Here is a 20,190-nt window from a genome sequence, read left to right on the forward strand (position 1 = left end):
CCACAAGGAACTGCGGGAACAGCAGGAGCAAAAGGTGATACTGGAGCAACGGGACCACAAGGAACTGCGGGAACAGCAGGAGCAAAAGGTGATACTGGAGCAACGGGACCACAAGGAGTAGCAGGAACAGTTGGAGCAAAAGGTGATACTGGAGCAACAGGACCAGCTGGTCAAGGAGGTGTTACAAATGCAGGAAATAATATTTCAATAACTGGATCTGGAACAACATCAGCACCTTACGTTATAAATGCAGTTATACCAGCAACTACACATACATTGTCAAATCCGACTAATACAATTACTTCGGTAGTAAATGGTGTTAGTGTTACCGCACCAGCTGTAAACACGGTTGCAAATGCATTAAGCGGTGCTAAATTGACAACTACTGTAAACGGAGTGCCTGCAACAGCCTTAGATTTAACACCGGCAATAACTAGTGCAATCACTGCTGATAATGGTTTAACAATTACTACTGGTAATACACAATTAGGAGGAGCATTAATAAAACCAACTACGGTTACTGCTACGAGTGTAAACACATTAGCAATAGGAGGTTTGCAAACAGGTAATAATACAAATATTTATAATGGAAATGCATATACATCAACAGCAGATCGTATTGTTGTTGCTGATCCTTCAACGGGCGTTTTAAAACAAGTAAAAGCAGCAATGCCAAAGTTCTTTTATGCACCTTCTGTTGTCGTGCCAACGCATAATGCATCTGGTGTTGTATTATCAGGTACACAGACTTTGAACATATATACTTTTTACTCACAACAGTTTGGATTCAATGCTTCTGCTGGACAGGCTCGAAGTAATTCATCTTCATCGCTTCCTGTTTTAGCACCTGCAGATTTAGATTATTTTGTGACTTATTTTGACACTAACGTATTCAATACAGTTACGGTTTCAGCAGCAGGGGTTATCAGTTATACAGTTAAAGCTACTGCTGTTCCTACCGAAGCTTCATTTATGAATATTGTATTTAAAGTAAGAGACTAATGTTTTTGAAACGTACTATTATGAAAAATACATTTTTAAAAGGGTATCGTAAGCTAGTAGTTTTTTTGCTTCTTGCAGCTGTTCAAACAGTAAGCGCGCAGGTGTATGGTGATTTTCCATATACGCAAAGCTTTAATTCTACAACTAAGCCTGCCGAAATAATTCTGCCAACTGGAGCTACTGCAAATGCAGCGGTATTTACAACTACTGGATTAGAGTTAACACCAGCGACCAATTCAAAATTTGGAGCAATTATTATTGATAATAAAAAATTTAACAGCGCGGTTGGTATTAAAATTTCATTTGAGTATGCAATTTATGGAGGAACTGGAGCAGATGGTATAAGCGTATTTTTATTTGATGCTGCTGTTACTCCAACAATTGGAACAAATGGACGTGGAATGGGATATTCTTATTTAAGAGCCAATGATTCCTATTCTGGCAATAGACGCGAAGGACTTTCTGGAGCTTACTTGGGTATTGCTTTAGATTCTTATGGAAATTTTAAAGGAGATCCATTTCAGGGTGACGCTAGGTTGAATGGGGTTTCGGCTCCATCTGGCGGCTGGGCAAATTCAGGAAGCAGTCATGTTACTTTAAGAGGTGCTAGAGGAGGTGCTTTGGATAATAAAGGAAGAGGAGCAGGTTATACAGGTTATCCTGTACTTACAACCCAAAGTACACTAACTCCAACAGGGACATCAAACGGAGGTGCAGAACTTAATGCTTTAGGAGCATATTCCTATAACAATGGAAATCCAGATAATTTTAATATTCGATCTGGAGCCTACACCACAGATCCTAACAATGCAAATTATCGAAAAGCATTTATTGAACTTGTTCCCAATGCGTCTGGTGGTTATAACATTACAGTAAAAATACAGCATCAAAATACAGTTAGAACTATAATCGATAATTATTGGTACAAGCAATCTATACTTTATACCGAAAATTCAAATCCAGAAAACTCGGACTATAATACATCTTTAAATGAAGGCGCAGCTACAATTCATACCTTAAATACGGCTATTCCAAATAGTTTTAAAATTGGTTTTGGAGCTTCAACAGGAGGTTTAAATGATATACATAAAATATGGGGCTTAGAAGTAGTTTTGCCCTATGCCGCAGAAGCAGTTGCTGATAATGCAACAATATGTAAAAATAATCCAGTAACTATAAATCCATATGCTAATGATGTTGCTTATAGTGGACCAACTCACGGAATACCAATAGCATCTTCAAGTAATATAGATTACAGTCAGTTTAGATTTCTTAATTCTGATGGTACAACCGCTGCAAATCCGTTTTCGATTACGACAACAGAAGGAACTTTTACCTATGATTCAGCTTCTGGAATAGTGACATTCAATCCCGTTAAAGGATTTACAGGTAAGGCCGAAGTATCCTATAATATAAAAGGTAAAACATATCCAGCTGGAACATTTCAGCCTTATGGAGATGAAGGGTTTAGATCTAAGAAAGCCGTGATAAGTGTTACAGTATCAAAATGTCAGGTAATTACAAATCCAATGCTTCCTTCAAAAAGCAATGCTAAATACTAAAAGCGTTATTTTTTTAAGTTAAATCTAAAAAATTTCGATAAAACAGTAAGTCAATAAATAGAACTTATGAAATCAAGAATTCAAAATATTTTTTTAACCTTCTTATTATTTCTAGGCGGAATAATAACAGCGCAGACTGTAAATGTTGGAGAGTTGTTTATTACATCTGGAACAACTATGTCTACAGTAGGAGCAATGGATAACAAAAGTTCAGGAAATTTGTTTAATGACGGAGAGTTTATCTTATACAGTCATTATAATAATGACGGATTGGTAAGTTTTTCTTCAGGATCACATTCTGGAATAACACGAATGATTGGATCCACAGGATTTCAGCAAATTTCAGGAACTATGCCTATGCAGTGGAATGATGCTGAGTTTAAAAACAATAGTATTCAGCCCGCTTTTCATTTGTCAAACGAAGTGAGTATTTCTGGTACGGCCGATTTTAAACAAGGAATTATCGATGACGATGAATATGGAGGAATGTTAGTTTTTGAAAATAAATCTAAACATATTAACGTCAGTGATAATAGTCATGTTGATGGAAAAGTACAAAAATCAGGTCACGAAGATTTTACTTATCCAATTGGTGATAAAAACAAATACCGATTTGCGGGTATCTCGGCACCAAAGGAAATATTGAGCAGTTTTACAGGCAAATATTTCTTCGAAGATTCTAATGCACTATATCCGCACAGTCAAAAAACAAAAGAAATAGTTCTTATCAACAATCAAGAATATTGGACTTTGGATAAAACTGCAGGAAACTCGGATGTCATGTTGACTTTGAGCTGGGATGAAACATCGACTACACCAGCTGATATTTTAGTGTCACCACAAACTTCAATACATATCGTTAGATGGGATGAAGCTCAAAACCGCTGGATTGATGAAGGCGGAGTTGTAGACAGTGATAAAAAAACGGTTACTACTCCAGTAAATGTTTCTGGATATAGTGTGTTTACTACGGCAAGAGTCGATGATGGAATCGTTTTACCTTGCAGTACGTTAACAGTTTTCAATGCTGTTTCAGCTGATGGAGATGGAAAAAATGAATATTTCAAGATTGGAGGGCTGACAGAATGTTCTGCAGACAATACGGTTGAAATTTATAATCGCTGGGGAGTAAAAGTATATGACACCGTAAATTATGATTCTAATGGAAATGTTTTTAGAGGATATTCAGAAGGAAGAACAACAATTTCAAAAAACGAAATGCTGCCAACAGGAACCTATTTCTACATTATAAACATTAAATATTCAGGAACTACACCTCAAGTAATTAAAAAATCAGGTTACCTGTATTTGACTAGAAATTAATTTGCTGAGGTACACTTTAAGCAGCTTTAAATTATTAAGGATAAAAGCATGAGAATAAAATTTTATACAGTGATCATTATGTTAACTGGTTTTTTTTGCTGTGCGCAGCAAGATGCTCAGTTTACACAATATATGTACAATACTATAAGCATTAACCCCGCATATGCAGGATCAAGAGGAGCATTGAGTGTTTTTGGTTTGTACAGAACACAATGGGTAGGACTTGACGGTGCTCCAGAAACGAGCAGTTTTTCTGTCAATTCACCAATTAGCAACAGTAATTTAGGAATTGGAGTTTCACTTGTTAATGATAAAATTGGACCAACAAACGAGAATAATTTCTCGACAGATTTATCTTATTCAATTCAAACATCAGCAAATTTTAAGCTTTCATTTGGTATCAAAGGAACAGTTAATTTGTTTAATCTAGATATTAATAAATTAAATATTGAAGATCAAGGAGATCCGCAATTTCAAGATTTAAGAAATAAAATTTCTCCAAACGTCGGAGCCGGAGTGTATTGGCATTCAGACAAAGCTTATGTTGGTTTATCAGTGCCAAATTTTATAGAAACCAATCGTTACGATGATAATGATGTGGCAATTTATAAAGATAGAATCAACTATTATTTAATGGGAGGATATGTATTTGATTTAGATAAATATCAATACATCAAATTCAAACCTGCAGTATTAGTAAAAATGGTAGAAGGAGCGCCTTTGCAAGTAGATCTTTCGGCTAATTTTATGTTCAACGACAAATTTGTTGTAGGAGCGGCCTACAGATGGAGCGCAGCGGTGAGTGCAATGGCAGGGTTTCAGGTTTCAGACGGACTTTACATAGGATATGCGTACGACCATGAAACTACAAAACTGCAAAATTATAATTCAGGATCGCATGAAATATTTCTACGATACGAGTTCTTTAAAAACTATGGTAAAATTACAACCCCACGTTTCTTCTAATCCTACACTGACAATGAAAAATTATATACTTGTTTACGCCTTATTAATTGTTTTTTCATTTAATAATTATTCGCAGCAAAACCAGACAGTTTCTGCTGATAAAGACTATAACAATTATGCTTATATAGATGCCATTAAAACCTATGAAAGAATTGCTGATAAAGGATACAAATCTGAGGATATGTTCAAGAAATTAGGTAATTCTTTTTATTTCAATTCAGAGTTTGAGAAAGCGGCTAAATGGTACGAGGAACTATTCGCTATGAAAAGTGAGGTAGAACCAGAGTATTATTATCGTTATGCACAATCATTAAAAGCAGCTGGAAATGATAAAAAAGCAAATGAAATATTAGACTTGTTTGCTCAAAAATCAAGGAAAGATACAAGAGCTGAGCGCTATTTAAAAGACAAAAATTATTTAGCAGAAATTAAAGCCAATTCAGGAAGATATAAAATTGAAGACGCAGGTGTAAATAGTAAATATTCAGATTACGGAACTTCATTTTATCAAAACAAAATAGTGTTTACATCAGCCAGAGATACTGGTAATTTTGCGCAGCGAATTCACAAATGGACAGGTGAGCATTTTACAAATCTTTATCAAGCTGATATTGATGCAGATTTCAATCCAAATAAACCCGAAAAAATAAAATCTAAAATCAATTCTAAATTCAACGAATCGACACCGGTTTTTACAAAAGATGGGAAAACGGTTTATTTTACAAGAAACAATTTTATTGACGGCAAAAAAGGAAAAGATGGTAATAAAACTACTTTAATCAAAATATACAAAGCAACTTTTGAAAATAACAAATGGACGAACATTATTGAACTTCCATTTAATAGTGATACTTACAGTACAGCGCATCCAGCCTTAAGTCCTGATGAAAAAACCTTGTATTTTGCATCTGATATGCCGGGAACATTTGGGCAGTCAGATATTTATAAAGTAAGTATTAATGGAAACGGTGGTTTTGGTTCGCCAGAGAATTTAGGTAAAACAATTAATACTGAAGGAAAAGAAACGTTTCCATTTATAACAGCTGATAACGAAATTTATTTTGCTTCAGATGGTCATCCTGGACTTGGCGGTTTAGATGTATTTGTTGGTAAAATAAGCGGGAATGAAATAACAAATATTAAAAATATAGGAGCTGATATCAATTCTCCTCAAGATGATTTTGCATTTGTTATTGATACTAAATCTAGAAGAGGTTTCTTCTCTTCAAATAAAGACGGCGGACAAGGTTCTGATGATATTTATAAGTTTTTAGAAACACGTAAATTAGAATGTGTTCAGGAGTTAAATGGTATTATTACAGATACGCAGACAGGAGTTATTTTATCTGGTGCCAAAGTCTCATTGTATGATAATATGCAGGTGCTGAAAAGTACTGTTATTTCAGATTTAAATGGATTTTACAGTTTTTCTGTTGAATGCGGAAAAAGCTATAATGTAAGAGTTGAAAAAACAGATTATGCAACTAAAGAAGTTCGTACATCGATTGGAACAGAAACAGGAAAAACGTATTTACCAATTTCGCTGGATAAAGTTACATGTCAGGTTGCAATAGGAGATGATTTAGGGAAATGTTTTGATATTAAAATGATTTATTTTGATTTGGATGGATCAGATATTCGTCCAGAAGCGGCCTTGGATTTGGTGAAAATTCTAGATGTATTAAATCAATATCCAACAATGAAAATAGATATTCGTTCGCATACAGACAGCCGTCAAACAGCTGCGTACAACGAAAAACTTTCTGACAGAAGAGCCAAATCAACAATTAAATGGCTGGTAAAAAACGGTATTTCGCCAAACAGATTAACAGGTAAAGGTTATGGTGAAACTCAACTTGTAAATGAATGTTCTGATGGTGTAAAATGTACCGAAGAACAACATCAAATGAATAGAAGAAGTGAATTTATAATCACGAAACTATAAAATATAATTAATTAAAAATTTAAAAAAATCTAGATAAACAAGAGAAGAATGAGCCGGAAAACCATATCAATAATTAGTTACTTAACACTTGTAGGATGGGTAATTTCTTTTCTTGTTTATCATAATGGAGGAAGATCTTCATTTGCACAATATCATCTAAAACAGTCCTTTGGGTTAGGTGTTTTCAGTGCAGTATTAGGCAGCGCTTTTATTCCAATCTTTTCAATTAATCCTGTAATTTCAACATTCTTTACCATTTTAAGTTTTGGCGTATTGATTGTTTTAATAGTTGGGATTGTTAATGCTGTCAACCAAAAAAGAAAACCAATACCATTAATCGGATCAATGTTTGTTGATCGATTTAACTTTATTAAATATTAAATTTTCTATTCTTTTCTTGAAAGAATATAGTACAATGCCTTTATCAGATTATCTCGTTGTTTACAAAATATTTCCTTAAAATGTGTAGTGAATAAAAGTCTTATTATGAGGTTTTTATGTCTTATTGTGGAGGTGTTTAATTTTGAAGTGAAATACTTTTGTCTTTGTTTATCAAGGTTATATAAATCAAAAAAGAAAAACAAATACGAAACCTAAAATGAAATTTTGATGAGCTGTAATCAGCTCAGTTTAGGGAGTATTAATTGTAAAGAAATTGACGATGGAAAAGATACAAGTTTTAGTAAGGGACGATAAAGGATTGTTTTTAAAAATGTTTAAAAATAATTTTGCGGATGAATTTAAATTTACGCAAGATTCATTTTTGAATAGTAAAAAACAGAAATCTCAAGGTTTAAACAGATCAATATTTGTAGTTTACAGCCATCAAGAATTGGTTGAATTTTTGAAGCTGGAAAAGAAAGGAACAATTGCTTTAGTTTGTTTATTTGATAAATTATTGTATGGCAATGTAGCTGGTCTAGAAGAGATTAATGATTTGGTAGCGCTAAGTGGTTACCAAACAAAAAGGGGAATTGTTAATGACTTGAAGGTATATCTTAAAAATGCTGTTCAGCCAAAAAAGGATACAATTCAGACCGAAGTTTTGAACGCAGAAACAACAGAAATTCAGCCAAATGACTTATATAAAACAGTATTATATTTTGTATAAATAATCCAGTATGTAAAAGTATTTTAATATATAATACTGATAGATTTTGGCTTTTGAAAGAAGGCTTTTTACTTAAGCAAAATGTACGGAGTATATCTATATAAGAAATAAAAATAAAAGGAGCTTCAAGAATATTGAAGCTCCTTTTTTGTAAAAACTATTGTCTTATTTAAGAGGAATATTAATTGTGCTTCCGTCTTTAATCAGTTTGGTATATACTATTTTTTTTCCATTAGAGATGGTTACTTTCAATTCTTTATTCACTCTTTCAACAGTAATATCAAAATCTTTTTCAAAAGCATGTATTCGACGCAGTTTCATAACAGGCCAAGATTTTGGAAGCCTCGGTGTAAAATCAAAACTGCTTAAACCAGTAGGACGAATGCCAAATAATCCCTCTGTAAAAATTCTACAATATAAACCGCTTTCGGCAGAAAGATGTCTCTGATCTCCTTCAGGATAAGCTTCTACAGGATACGGAACATGATCGCCTAACAAACGACGGTTCGAATAATAATGTAAAAAATCCAGTACTTTATCCGTTTCTCCCGCTGCCAATACACCTCTTAAAGCATATAAAGTCGAGCGGTCCCAAAATATTTTATCACCGGCAATACTGGCAAGACCATCTTTTGTCCATAATCTTGGAGAAAACAAAGCATCTATAGTTCCCGCTTTTCGATCATAAATTCCCATTGTCAGCGGTGTACAAATCCAGGCTCTTAAAACATCATTTTCTTTGTAATACTTATAAGTTTCAAAACCTTCTATCTTAGCTCCAAAATACTTTTCAATAGCTGTTTTTAATTTTTCAGCCTCAGCTTTATAATTTTTCAGCTGCGTTTTGTCTTTGCCTAAAGCTTCGCCTAAATATACAGCAGAGTTAAGAGCATCATAATACAAAGAAGAAGTATTAAGATTAGCTTTTCCAGCAGGAAGACGTCCTTCGAGTTCATCAGAATCAGAAGTTACAACACCATCAGAGTTTAGTTTTCTATGACAATACTCTAAACACCACTCAATCAATGGCCATAATTGTTTAGCTTCATTTGCATTTCCTTTAGAAAGCGCATAACGTGCTGCTCCGTAGGCTATCATTGCGCCATCGCCTCGATCACCGGCACCATCCCAGATATCGGTTCCTTCGGCGACAATCGAACTTGGAATAGGTTTGTATTCTTGGTTCATGAATTTAGCAAATTGCAAATAAGCATTTAACGATGCTTGATTACCATATTCATATCCTAAAAACGGAAAGAAAGGACCAATATATTCTGCCTGATCGTTTGCCCAGATAGCGGCATAATACGATTCTCCTCCAGGACCATGCATAGGACCGCCTTTAGTTTCAAAAATACTTTCAGAAGCTCTGATTTTGGCAAAAGCAAATTCTGTATTCAAAACTTCATCAGGTGTTTCTAATATGAGTTTATCCCAAATTTCCTGGATTAATTTTAAACGTTTATCTTTTTCTTCTTCAATGTTTACAACTGGAACTTGTTCGTTTGTTTTACCTGCCGAATAGAAAACAGAAAAACGAATTGTTTCATTTGTTTGCAGATTAAAATTTCCGTGATTAAAAAGATCTACATGCAAATCATAACTTCCTTCAGTTCCTTTTGCGGGATCTGATGTGTAAATGGCATTTGATTTTGGAATCTCTATAACACAAGTTTTATCGGAAATATTCTTAATGGTATAAATTTCACAATATCCAGATAAGGTTGTTGACGGGAAAAATTGTCTCGTTAATTCGAGAGTATTACCCGATTTACTCTTAACCAATAATGTTCCGTTCAGCGTTAATGAAGTGACTTTTTCTGACGCAATAGGTTTGTAATTCACCGTCACCAAATCAAAAGCATCTTGCGCAAGCTGACGCGTAAAACTGGCATGGGTATTATTTGGGATGGTTCTCAGCATTGGCCAAACCAAACTTCGTGTCGCCTGAAACGTTCCGTCTGCAGCAACACCATATCGTAATACGCAGGAGATTTTTTTACCACTCATTTCGATATGATCTTTATGCGGAATATTGTTGTTTATCTGCCAAGAAATAGCCCCGTCTTTGTCAATCTGCCAGCGGCGCTCTTCTTGTGAAAAGAGCTTACTGGTAAAAAAACAAAGTGCGGCTGCGACAAATAAAAAATGTTTTCGGGTTTTGGTAAATAATCTCTTCATTACAATTGTTTTTTAATTTCTATAAGGGGCAAATAGCCATTTTTCAGGCTGCATATTCTGTTGTATAATTACCGCCAAAAGTTTTATCTATCGTGTTAGTAGTACTTGTATGTGTTGTCGTTTTGATAAATATTGCTTTTGCTAAGTTATTATTTAAAAGATGCACTTAGTTGTTGTCCTGAATTTACAGAGACATCAACAAAAGAGCATATATTTCCCATAACATCTTTATCATGTTTGGCGGTAATTTTTTTATTATTTACAAACAGCGTATCATAATTTCCAGAGAACATTGCCCGCCATTGTATCGTAATATTTCCTTTGTTCTGAACTATCGTTTTTTGATTTTCGTGTTTTACAAACAATACAGTGTTTAAAACAGATAAGTTATCTACTTGAGATGCAATTCCATTTTTTACACGATGTAAAGTAGTTACCCTTTTGTTTAAAGCATCTGGCTCAATTCCCATATAGCCATGTATAACGCCTTCAATTACGCCGTATGAAACTTCAGGATATTCTCTTCTTTTTGTTTCAGGATCAGTCAAGTGTAAAATATATTGATAAGCTTTATCCTCAAAACCATATTTATATAATAAAAATGGGAGGTAGGATAAACTCTCGACATTTGTTTTTTGAGAAACAATATGCTCGATTGTTTTTTTAATTCGGGTTTTGTCATTTAAGGCATCAAACCATAGTAAAAAAAGTTCACCTCCGTCTTTGCTGAATTTTCCGTCAGCAGTATAAATAACATTGTAAGTTGAAGTTAAATCATCCCACCAAATTTGTTCTATTTGCTGTTGGTACTTTGCTGCTTTTTTCTCGAAGAATTCAGCCTTTTGAAAATCTCCCTTTTGTCTTAAAACAGCAGCGTAAGTTGACAATCCGCGGTAAATTGCTGCCACCAAATCAACGCCCATTTTTAACCCCGGAATTCCTTCCGAATAAGAAGCAAGTCCTCGGCATCTCTGAAAGTCGTCTTCTATATTAAATGAAACACCAGCATTTGGAAATTCAGGTCTGGATAATAATGAGTCTGAATCTAATACCCAGCGTTCGATATAGTTCGTTGCCGATTTTTCGAAAAAGTTTTCAAATTCTGGATTTTTGATATAAGCTTCATCACCAGTCCATAAATACAAGCGCCAGCACGCAAAAATGACATCAAAATTGCTGTTTAGATTGTACCAGAACTCTTTGTCATTTCTATAATCCTCAGGCGCAGGTTTTCCGTATTTGTTGATTTCCCAATACGAACACCAGTCTTTACTTTCAGAAATGTTTTGTGCAAATAAAGAAAGCATATTTTTATTTTCTTTATTTAATCCTAGTATTTCAGCACCAATACTTTGATGTGATACATCTCGCATACAAAAAGCAGATCGTGCAGGAAGTGCAGCTTCGTACCAAGGACCTGCAGGATCGTTTGAATTTCCTTTATAGCTTAAAGCCATTTTTTTTGCACGTTCAAAAGCCAGTTCAATTGCTAGATCTGTAGATTTGAAAGTTGCAGTATTTTGACCAAATCCATTAAAAAAGAAAAAGCAATTTAGAGCAGTAATTATAAGTACATTTTTCATTTGGCTGTTTTCTGTTTGGATTATTTTTAGAATAAAATAACATGGTATAATTGAAATTTAAAAGCAAACCCACACAACAAATAAAGTGGGTTTGCAGTTTCTCAGTTTTTAAATAAACGATACTTTGGGGGAGTATCGATTTTTAATTATAACCCGGATTTTGAGTCAAACTTGTTCTATTAGTTTCATCTCTTGGAATAGGTAATAAATAATGCTGAGGTTTGAAAATTCTCTCTTGAACTTTTGTGTACGTATATGTTTTTGAACCGTCGCTGTTTTTCGTAATAACAACTCCCATCAAAGGCTTGTTTTCGGTATCTTCGGCAATTTTCCAGCGGCGAACATCGTAGTAGCGGAATCCTTCCAAACATAACTCGACTTGTCTTTCATTGCGAATTTTCTTTTCTAAAGAAGTACCAGTTAAACCTGCCAGCGGAATTGTTATTCCTGCACGTTTTCTTATCGCATTTAGATATTGAATCGCTGTGCCTTCATTACCAAGTTTAAATTGTGCTTCGGCATAGTTAAGGTAAATTTCGCCTAAACGAGAAATAATCCAAGCTTTGTTCGTTTGTGTTTCACTATTATAATTGTAGGTTGTATCACAATATTTGCGGAAGGTATAACGTGTTTTACTGGCATTCCAAGTATCCCATCCTTGAGGAGAATCTAATCCGCCTTCGTAAAATTCAGCTTTATTTGAACTTCCAACATCATAGCGATCTTTAAAAAATTCTGGTTTTCCATAAGCACGTCCATCGTACACAATGTTTTTATAAAAACGCGGATCTCTGTTTACATATGGTTTTTGAGGATTATAACCAGATGTTGGATCAGTAATGTCTTTTCCGTCAGCAGTTCCATAAGCATCGATATGACTTTGACTTGGCGCAAAATTTGCCCAGCCGTGAAAACCACTTGGAGAATTAAACATTTCTACACCGTTAAAAGCACTCCATTGCGGATCTTTACTAGACAAACGAGAGCAGATAATTTCAGAATTATCGGTTGTAAAAAGATCTTCGTACTTTTTATCATAAAGCTGATAAAGATTTAAATCCATAACCGCTTTTGCGGCGTCAGATGCTTTTTTCCATTTGTTTAAATCATTAGAAGTATTCCATTGCGGACTTGCTGCATAAAGTAACGTTCTTGATTTGATGGCTAATGCGGCACCTTTTGTGATTTTTCCCAGACTAGTAGCAGTTAAAGGCAGTAATTCAGCAGATTTATCTAACTCTGTTACAATAAAATCAACACACTGATCATAGCTGCTGCGATCAACTTTAAAATTACTATTCAGATCAAAAGGAACCGTAATAAGCGGAACTCCTCCATAATCGCTTATTAATTTAAAATAAGAATAAGCTCTTAAAAAAATTACTTCACCTTTTAATCTGTTGCGAGAGGCATCGTCTCCTGGAACCTTATCAATTCGAGATAAAAAGATGTTGCAATTTTGAATTGTAGCATATGTTGGTTTCCAGATATCAAAATCATTTGCGTTATCAGGTGTAAGAGCTCCTGAATTTAAAGTCCAAATATCATAATCGTTAAAATTATTAAAAGCTTCATCACAAGCAGTCGATAAAATCCAGCTTCTATTTGTTCTATTGTTCCAATTGTGCTGTGTACTTGGTAAAACAGTATATAGATTGTTTGCAAAAGCTTCAGCAAGTTTCAAATCATTCCAAACCGTTGCATCGGTATAAGAGTCTAACGGAACTTTGTCTAACGGATCTTCACTGCAAGAAGTGAACGAGGTAATTATCATAAGAAAAGAAGTAAGGATAAATACCTTCTTTTTCATATCTATTAGTTTATTGATTTTATAATTTTTCATGTCTAAATATTTTTTTTGGTTGCAGCATTATAGTTCGATACTTACGCCCACTCTGTAGATGCGGGTTTGAGGGTAATTAACTCCCGTAGTATTATTAGTTTCAGGATCTCTGTTGTATTTTTTCATATTATCAATAGAAAATATATTAGTTCCTCCTGCATAAAATCTCATATTCAAAACTCCAAATCTAGAAAGTGCTTTTTCTGGTAATACATAAGATATTTCTAATGATTTTAATCTAAAGAAAGAAGCATCTCTTAACCAGAAATCAGCTGGAATATTATTTCTATTATCTGAATCATTGAAAGCTGCAGGATATTTAGAATTAGGATTATCTGCTGTAAATCTGTCATTGTATAACCATGTTGGCGGTGCTACAATTGCTCCTTGACCTTGCGGAAGAATCATTTGTTTAGCCTGTGACTGCCCTGTCCAAAGTAAGTCGATTGAAAAACCTTTGTATTCTGCTCTCATCGGAATACCGTAAGCAATTTTTGGCGTAGCTGATTCTGGAATTCTAACTTTATCATTAGATGTTATGCTGCCGTCGCCATCTGTATCTTTTACCCAAATATCTCCAGGTTTAGCACCTTCAAAATGAGCCGAATTGTCAACATCTGCTTGTGTGCGGTAAATACCGTTTGTTTGATAAACTAACCAAGAATCGATTGCTTTTCCAGTTGATTTTTGCCATTCAGGAATGTTTGAAGCTTCGTCACGAAATAACACCTCACTCTGTGCATAAGTAAGATTAAAACCTACATTGTATTTAAAGTTATGACTGTTATCACCATAATTTATCGACCAGTCAACACCTCTGTTAACCGTTTCTCCAATATTTTCTTTAGGAAGTGCTAATCCTGTGAATAAAGGAACCGATGCATTTCTTGCTGCTAAAATATCAGATCTTTTGTTGCTGAAATAATCAAAAGTTGCCGTCAATTTGTTGTTTAAGAAAGCAAAATCAAAACCAATATTTGTTGAGTTCTGAATCTCCCACGTAATATTAGGATTTGGTGTAGACGAAAGATATATACTATTGTTTAAGGTATAATCTGAACCAAAATAAGTGTAATTCTGTTGATTTGTAGTTAACTGATATCTTGTCAAGAAAAGATATTGGTTTGGATAAAATACACCATTAATCCATTCGCTCAAGTCATCATTACCCATTTTCCCCCAAGAAGCTCTTATTTTAAGCTGATCGATTGCTTTTATGTTGTTTTTGAAAAAAGGTTCTTCAGATATTTTCCAACCTGCAGATACTGCAGGAAACATTCCCCAGCGTGTTGAAGACGGGAAATTAAATGATCCATTGTAACGTGCAGAAAATTCAGCAAAATATTTATTGTCATAGTTATAAGCAACACGCCCTAAATAACTTTCCCTTCCGTCTTGATAAGCGCCGCCTGTTGCATTTTGCCCTTTGGTGCTTCCAGTAAAAATTTGATCTAATTGATCACTCAATAAGTCTCTTCTATAAGCAGAAGTTTCCGTTTTATCAGTTGTATTCTGCTCATATCCAACAAAAGCATTAAAACCATGTTTGTTGAATTTGCGATCGTAAGCAAGTTTTATGAAATAAGTATTTTGATTTGTAATTTGTTCATTCTGATAAACACTTGTAATACTCGTGCTGTTTTTTACATTGTTGTAACTATCATTTGTTTTATCGTACGAGTAAGCATCCCACGGTTTAGTGAATTTTTTTTGACTTCTAACATTGTAATCAAATGCAGCATAACCATTTAAGGAAAGACCTTCAGTAATTTTAGGTAATTTTAAATCAAATCCTATTTTTGGGTTTACAATTAAGTTTAAAACCTTATCGTAACCAGCAGCTGGAGAAGACATTAAAATTGGGTTTCTTCCATTTGCAATTCCCGAAGTAGGATAACCATTTTTCCAGTATGCAGGAATGAATGGATACATACTGACAGTTTCGTGCATAATGCTTGACATACTTACCGCAGGATAATTTCTGTCTTCTTTTCGAGTAGCAATATCAAGGTTAACTTTCAGGTTTGAAGATATATTGACATCAATATTAGATCTCAAATTAAACTGTCTGTATCTTTCGTCACTTTCTCTAAGATTACTTTCTTGGTTTAGATATTGCCCAGAAAAGAAATACTTCACTTGATCGTTACCTCCATTTACAGAAAGAGAAACGTTTGATTGAGGAGCATCTTTTCGATACGTTTGTCGTAACCAGTCTGTACTGGTATAATTTGGATCATTACCCGCTTTGTATTTATCGATATCAGACTGCGTATAAGGAAGTGTTGTGCCTTTGTTTGCATTAAGCTCATTGTAATACGTCATATACTGCCAAGAGTTAACCCTTTCATCTATTCTTGTTAACTGCTGAATGCCATACGATCCGTCAACTTTTATAGTTGGAGCACCAACTTTACCTCTTTTTGTAGTAACCAAAATTACCCCGTTTGCAGATCGAACACCGTAGATTGCTGCCGAAGCATCTTTTAAAACAGTAACTGATTCTATATCATCAGGATTTATCCTATTTAGATCACGATCAGGAATACCATCTACGACTATCAACGGACTTGTACCACCTCCAAATGAGTTGAATCCTCTAATTAATAAAGTCGAGCTGTCATCGCCAGGTCTTCCAGAACGATTGTTTGCAATAACACCAGACATACGTCCGGCAATTCCATTTGAAACGTTTGCCGATGCATTTTGTGTTAATACAGCTCCTTTGATTGATGAAATAGCGCCAGTTGTTGATCCTTTTTTCTGAGTACCATATCCAACAACAACGACTTCATTTAAAGTTTGATTTTGTTCTTCTAGTTGAATATTCGCGGCATTTGCAGCGCTGACTTCTTTAGTTACAAAGCCTGTAAATGAAACGACAAGAATACTGTTTGAGTCAGGAACTTCAATCGTAAAATTTCCGTCGAAGTCTGTAGTTACTCCAATTTTTGTTCCTTTTAGAATAACGTTAACGCCTGGAAGCGGTTCTCCCTTTGTTCCAGTTACTTTTCCTTTTATAGTTTTTTGTTCTGCAGCTAAAAAAGAGATTTTTGTCATTTCAGAAATCGGCAGAATAGATTCTGTACTGCTATTTCCTTTGATTAAAGTGTTATTAAACTTCGAAAAAAATGAAGCGTTCTTTGATTCTGTTGCTGCCGAAACGTGTAAAGTCATCGCGATCAGCAATCCAGATGTTAGTTTGGCAGTCTTCCAAAACTCAGAAGAAAGCCAATCGTTTGTTGGTTTGTCTTTGATTAAAAATTTCATTTGTAAAAACGGTTTTTGGTTAGTAATGTACTCTCTGGTTCTAGTTCATAATATCCTTCGTTTTCATTTTAAGAAAACAAACAGAAATGCATAGAGTAGTGCAGATTGTTTACAGAAAGAGATAAAATTGAAAATCAAAATTATAAAGGTTTCTGTATTTTTTCATACCAGTACCTACCAGTTTGTTTGCGATATGTTTAAAATATTATCATAATTTAATGTAATATGAAAAAAAAGTGGATAATATATGAATATAAGTCATAAAACAGGAAAGGAGCTAGAATGACGGAATTTGCTGATTATTTTTAAAGATGAAAATATTTCACTGCTAATCTAAAAGCGGAAACACTAATTTTTGTCTCTTTAGAATGGAGTAAAAAAACAGCAGCTCGTTTTTTGAAAAAATGGATAATATAGTATCAAAAAAAAAATTTGCTAAGTTTTACGATTGTTTCCAATTTTTCTAATTTTTAAACCATACCAGTATCAAAAAGTTAAATCGGTGTAGGAATAAGCTTGTTTTAAATTGTGTCAGTTCACTTTAGAGTTTGTTTTTTTAGACTTAAAATGGTTGAAACTTATGCATTATCAGTTTGTTAACCTCTATTTGTTTTTCTGTTATTTAAAACGAGTAAAAAAAACTCAATTTACTGGTAGGTTTTTTTTCTGGCTTCTTTCATCTTGAGTAAGATCGTTCAAACTGCTTTTTTAAAATCCTTATTATCGATCGAGTTTTCAGTAAAATGATGATTTTTTAGCATTCTTAAATTATTTCAAACCAAGATTATTTTTCAGAGTGCAGCATTTATTAAAAAGAAACTGGTAGGTACTAGTATGTTTGTGAATGTGATTGTAATATTTTTGAATTTCATTTTTCACAAGTAAATAATAGAAACAGAAAAAACAATACAGTTTATTGTGAATTATATAATGCAAGAACTCAAGTTAATACCTGTTGATTCAATTATAAAATAGGATGCAGTTGTTGCTTAGATTACACTTTACAAGCATAAAACCAAAATGAGATTTCAATTCTTATAATAATAACTACTTATAACTACCAACTACCTTTTATGAAAAAAATAATCTTTTTATTAGTGCTTACTGCTTTAGTTTATAAAGCTGGCGCACAAGAGAAACAAATACAGATTGAAACACAAAATTCGGCTTTGATTTTAAAAGCAGGAAAAAATGGCTTATTGTATCAAACTTACTTAGGAGCAAAACTGAATGGAAATTCTGGATATGATGCACTTTCAAAAGAAAACACAAAATCATTTGTAATAAATGACGGAAATCCATTGAATAATTTGAGGCATTTGGCATACCCAACTTATGGAACTGATAACTTGTTCGAATCTGCTATACGCGTAACTCATAACGACGGAAATCCATCTTTAGAGTTAACTTATGTGAACCATCGTGTCGATAAAATAGATGACAATACAACAGAAACCATTATAAAATTAAAAGATCAAGTATATCCAGTAGAAGTGACGCTGCATTATAAGGCTTTTTATAATGAGAATATTGTTGAACAATGGACGGAAATTGTGCATCACGAAAAGAAACCAATAATGTTATACAATTATGCCTCTTCAATGCTTCATTTTGATGCTGATCGTTACTGGTTAACTCAATTTCATGGAGACTGGGCAAAAGAGGCACGAATGCTGGAAACGGAATTAACTAGCGGCACAAAAGTTATCGATTCAAAATTGGGAGTTCGTACTAATATGTATCAAACACCTGTTTTTTTCTTGTCTCTTAATTCGAAAGCAGAAGAAAACTCAGGAGAAATTGTGGCAGGAACGATTGCTTGGTCTGGGAATTTTAAACTTGCTTTTGAATTAGATAATAAAAACTCACTTCGAATAAGTTCAGGAATAAATCCGTTTGCGTCAGAATACAGTCTTGAACCAGGTAAAGTATTTACAACTCCGTCATTTATCTATACTTTTTCGAATAAAGGTAAAGGACAAGCGAGTCGAAACCTGCACAAATGGGCAGGGAAATATGGTATAAAAGATGGTGAAAAACCTCGATTGACTTTATTGAACAATTGGGAAACAACCTTTTTTAATTTTGATGAAAAAAAATTAACGGAGATGTTCGCTGATACCAAAACGCTTGGTGTCGATATGTTTTTATTGGATGATGGCTGGTTTGGAAATAAATATCCACGAAGCGGCGATAAATCAGGGCTAGGAGACTGGCAGGCTACTAAAACGAAATTGCCAAATGGTATTGGTTTCCTAATTCAAGAAGCAGAGAAAACAGGAGTAAAGTTTGGTATTTGGATTGAACCCGAAATGGTTAATCCTAAAAGTGAATTATACGAGAAGCATCCAGATTGGGTTTTAAAGCTTCCAAATAGACCCGAAAGTTATTATCGCAGTCAGCTGGTTTTAGATCTAAGCAACCCGAAAGTACAGGATTTTGTTTTTAAAACAGTAGACGATATTATGCAGACAAATTCTGGTGTAGCATTTTTTAAATGGGATTGCAATCGAATGATGACCAATGCATATTCTGCGTATTTAAAAAATCAGCAGTCACATTTGTTTATTGAATATACCAATGGACTTTATAAAGTTTTAGATAGGATTAAAACAAAATATCCAAATCTACCAATGATGCTTTGCGCTGGCGGCGGAGGAAGAACCGATTATGCACTTCTGAAGTATTTTACTGAGTTTTGGGCAAGTGATAATACAGATCCATTTAATAGAGTATTTATTCAATGGGGTTATTCGCAGTTTTTTCCAGCCTTTTCAATTTGTAATCACGTAACATCGTGGGGAAATCAGTCGATCAAATTTAAAACCGATGTGGCTATGATGGGCAAGTTAGGTTTTGATATTAATGTAAAAGAACTGAAACCAAATGAATTGAAATACTGTCAAGATGCAGTTGCAAATTATAAGCGATTGAATCCTGTAATCTGGCATGGTGATATGTACCGAATTGTATCGCCGTATGATGAAAGCCGTGCAGTTTTAATGTATGTTGATAATGCAAAAAGTAAAGCAGTTTTGTTTTCTTATACCTTGCATCCGCTTTACGATCCGCAGTATAATTTAGTTCGTCTTCAAGGATTAGATCCAAACAAAAGTTATAAAGTTGAGGAAATTAATTTAATGCCGGAAGCAAAGAAAACTCTTGAAGAATCAGGAGAATCGTATACTGGAGATTATTTAATGAATGTAGGATTAAGAGTTTCTTCATCAAAAGTAGAAACGAGTGTAGTTCTAGAGATTACTCAAATATAAACGCAATAAAGTATAAGTTATTGATAATTATAAACAGATTAAAAAGCAGCTCCGTAAAGAGCTGCTTTTTTGTTTGGCAATCTTTACGATGGACTGTTTTACAAATAGATTTAAGTGAAACAGACCGATTTT

At 34.1% G+C, this 20,190-nt stretch carries 11 protein-coding genes and 1 pseudogene; 8 read left to right on the forward strand and 4 right to left on the reverse strand.

What is annotated here, in order from left to right:
- The 7 genes and pseudogenes from B0A81_RS14335 to B0A81_RS14365 form a co-directional block, all read left to right on the forward strand.
- Positions 1-1,002, forward strand: a pseudogene (locus B0A81_RS14335) (collagen-like protein); the annotation flags it as partial.
- Between the two features lie 20 nt (positions 1,003-1,022).
- On the forward strand, positions 1,023-2,564 hold the full coding sequence (locus B0A81_RS14340; protein WP_123922188.1) for a hypothetical protein: 1,542 nt from the start codon (positions 1,023-1,025) through the stop codon (positions 2,562-2,564).
- Positions 2,565-2,630: 66 nt separating this feature from the next.
- Positions 2,631-3,887 (forward strand): gliding motility-associated C-terminal domain-containing protein, encoded by a 1,257-nt coding sequence (locus B0A81_RS14345; protein ID WP_089058679.1) that lies wholly within the window; start codon positions 2,631-2,633, stop codon positions 3,885-3,887.
- Positions 3,888-3,935: 48 nt separating this feature from the next.
- On the forward strand, positions 3,936-4,853 hold the full coding sequence (locus tag B0A81_RS14350) for a PorP/SprF family type IX secretion system membrane protein (RefSeq protein WP_089058680.1): 918 nt from the start codon (positions 3,936-3,938) through the stop codon (positions 4,851-4,853).
- Positions 4,854-4,866: 13 nt separating this feature from the next.
- A complete protein-coding gene (locus tag B0A81_RS14355) occupies positions 4,867-6,798 on the forward strand; it encodes an OmpA family protein (RefSeq protein ID WP_089058772.1) in 1,932 nt (643 codons plus the stop codon).
- Between the two features lie 48 nt (positions 6,799-6,846).
- Entirely contained in the window at positions 6,847-7,179 is a 333-nt protein-coding gene (locus tag B0A81_RS14360; protein WP_089058681.1) for an import component protein, read from the forward strand.
- 280 nt (positions 7,180-7,459) lie between these two features.
- Positions 7,460-7,909 (forward strand): hypothetical protein, encoded by a 450-nt coding sequence (locus B0A81_RS14365; protein ID WP_089058682.1) that lies wholly within the window; start codon positions 7,460-7,462, stop codon positions 7,907-7,909.
- A gap of 165 nt (positions 7,910-8,074) precedes the next feature.
- On the opposite strand, the gene B0A81_RS14370 is transcribed toward B0A81_RS14365, so the two are convergent.
- From B0A81_RS14370 to B0A81_RS14385, 4 genes are all read right to left on the reverse strand, one after another.
- On the reverse strand, positions 8,075-10,090 hold the full coding sequence (locus B0A81_RS14370) for a hypothetical protein (RefSeq protein WP_089058683.1): 2,016 nt from the start codon (positions 10,088-10,090) through the stop codon (positions 8,075-8,077).
- Positions 10,091-10,239: 149 nt separating this feature from the next.
- Positions 10,240-11,673 carry a trehalase domain-containing protein gene (locus B0A81_RS14375; RefSeq protein ID WP_089058684.1) on the reverse strand — a complete coding sequence of 478 codons (1,434 nt, stop codon included), beginning with the start codon at positions 11,671-11,673 and terminating at the stop codon, positions 10,240-10,242.
- A 142-nt stretch (positions 11,674-11,815) separates the two neighbouring features.
- Entirely contained in the window at positions 11,816-13,516 is a 1,701-nt protein-coding gene (locus tag B0A81_RS14380) for a RagB/SusD family nutrient uptake outer membrane protein (RefSeq protein ID WP_089058685.1), read from the reverse strand.
- Positions 13,517-13,543: 27 nt separating this feature from the next.
- Positions 13,544-16,786 (reverse strand): SusC/RagA family TonB-linked outer membrane protein, encoded by a 3,243-nt coding sequence (locus B0A81_RS14385; RefSeq protein WP_089058686.1) that lies wholly within the window; start codon positions 16,784-16,786, stop codon positions 13,544-13,546.
- Between the two features lie 1,073 nt (positions 16,787-17,859).
- On the opposite strand from B0A81_RS14385, the gene B0A81_RS14390 reads away from it, so the two are divergent.
- Complete coding sequence (locus B0A81_RS14390) at positions 17,860-20,058, forward strand: alpha-galactosidase (protein ID WP_089058687.1); 2,199 nt, start codon at positions 17,860-17,862, stop codon at positions 20,056-20,058.
- Positions 20,059-20,190: the final 132 nt, after the last annotated feature.

This window comes from Flavobacterium plurextorum, from assembly GCF_002217395.1.
Lineage (GTDB): Bacteria > Bacteroidota > Bacteroidia > Flavobacteriales > Flavobacteriaceae > Flavobacterium > Flavobacterium plurextorum.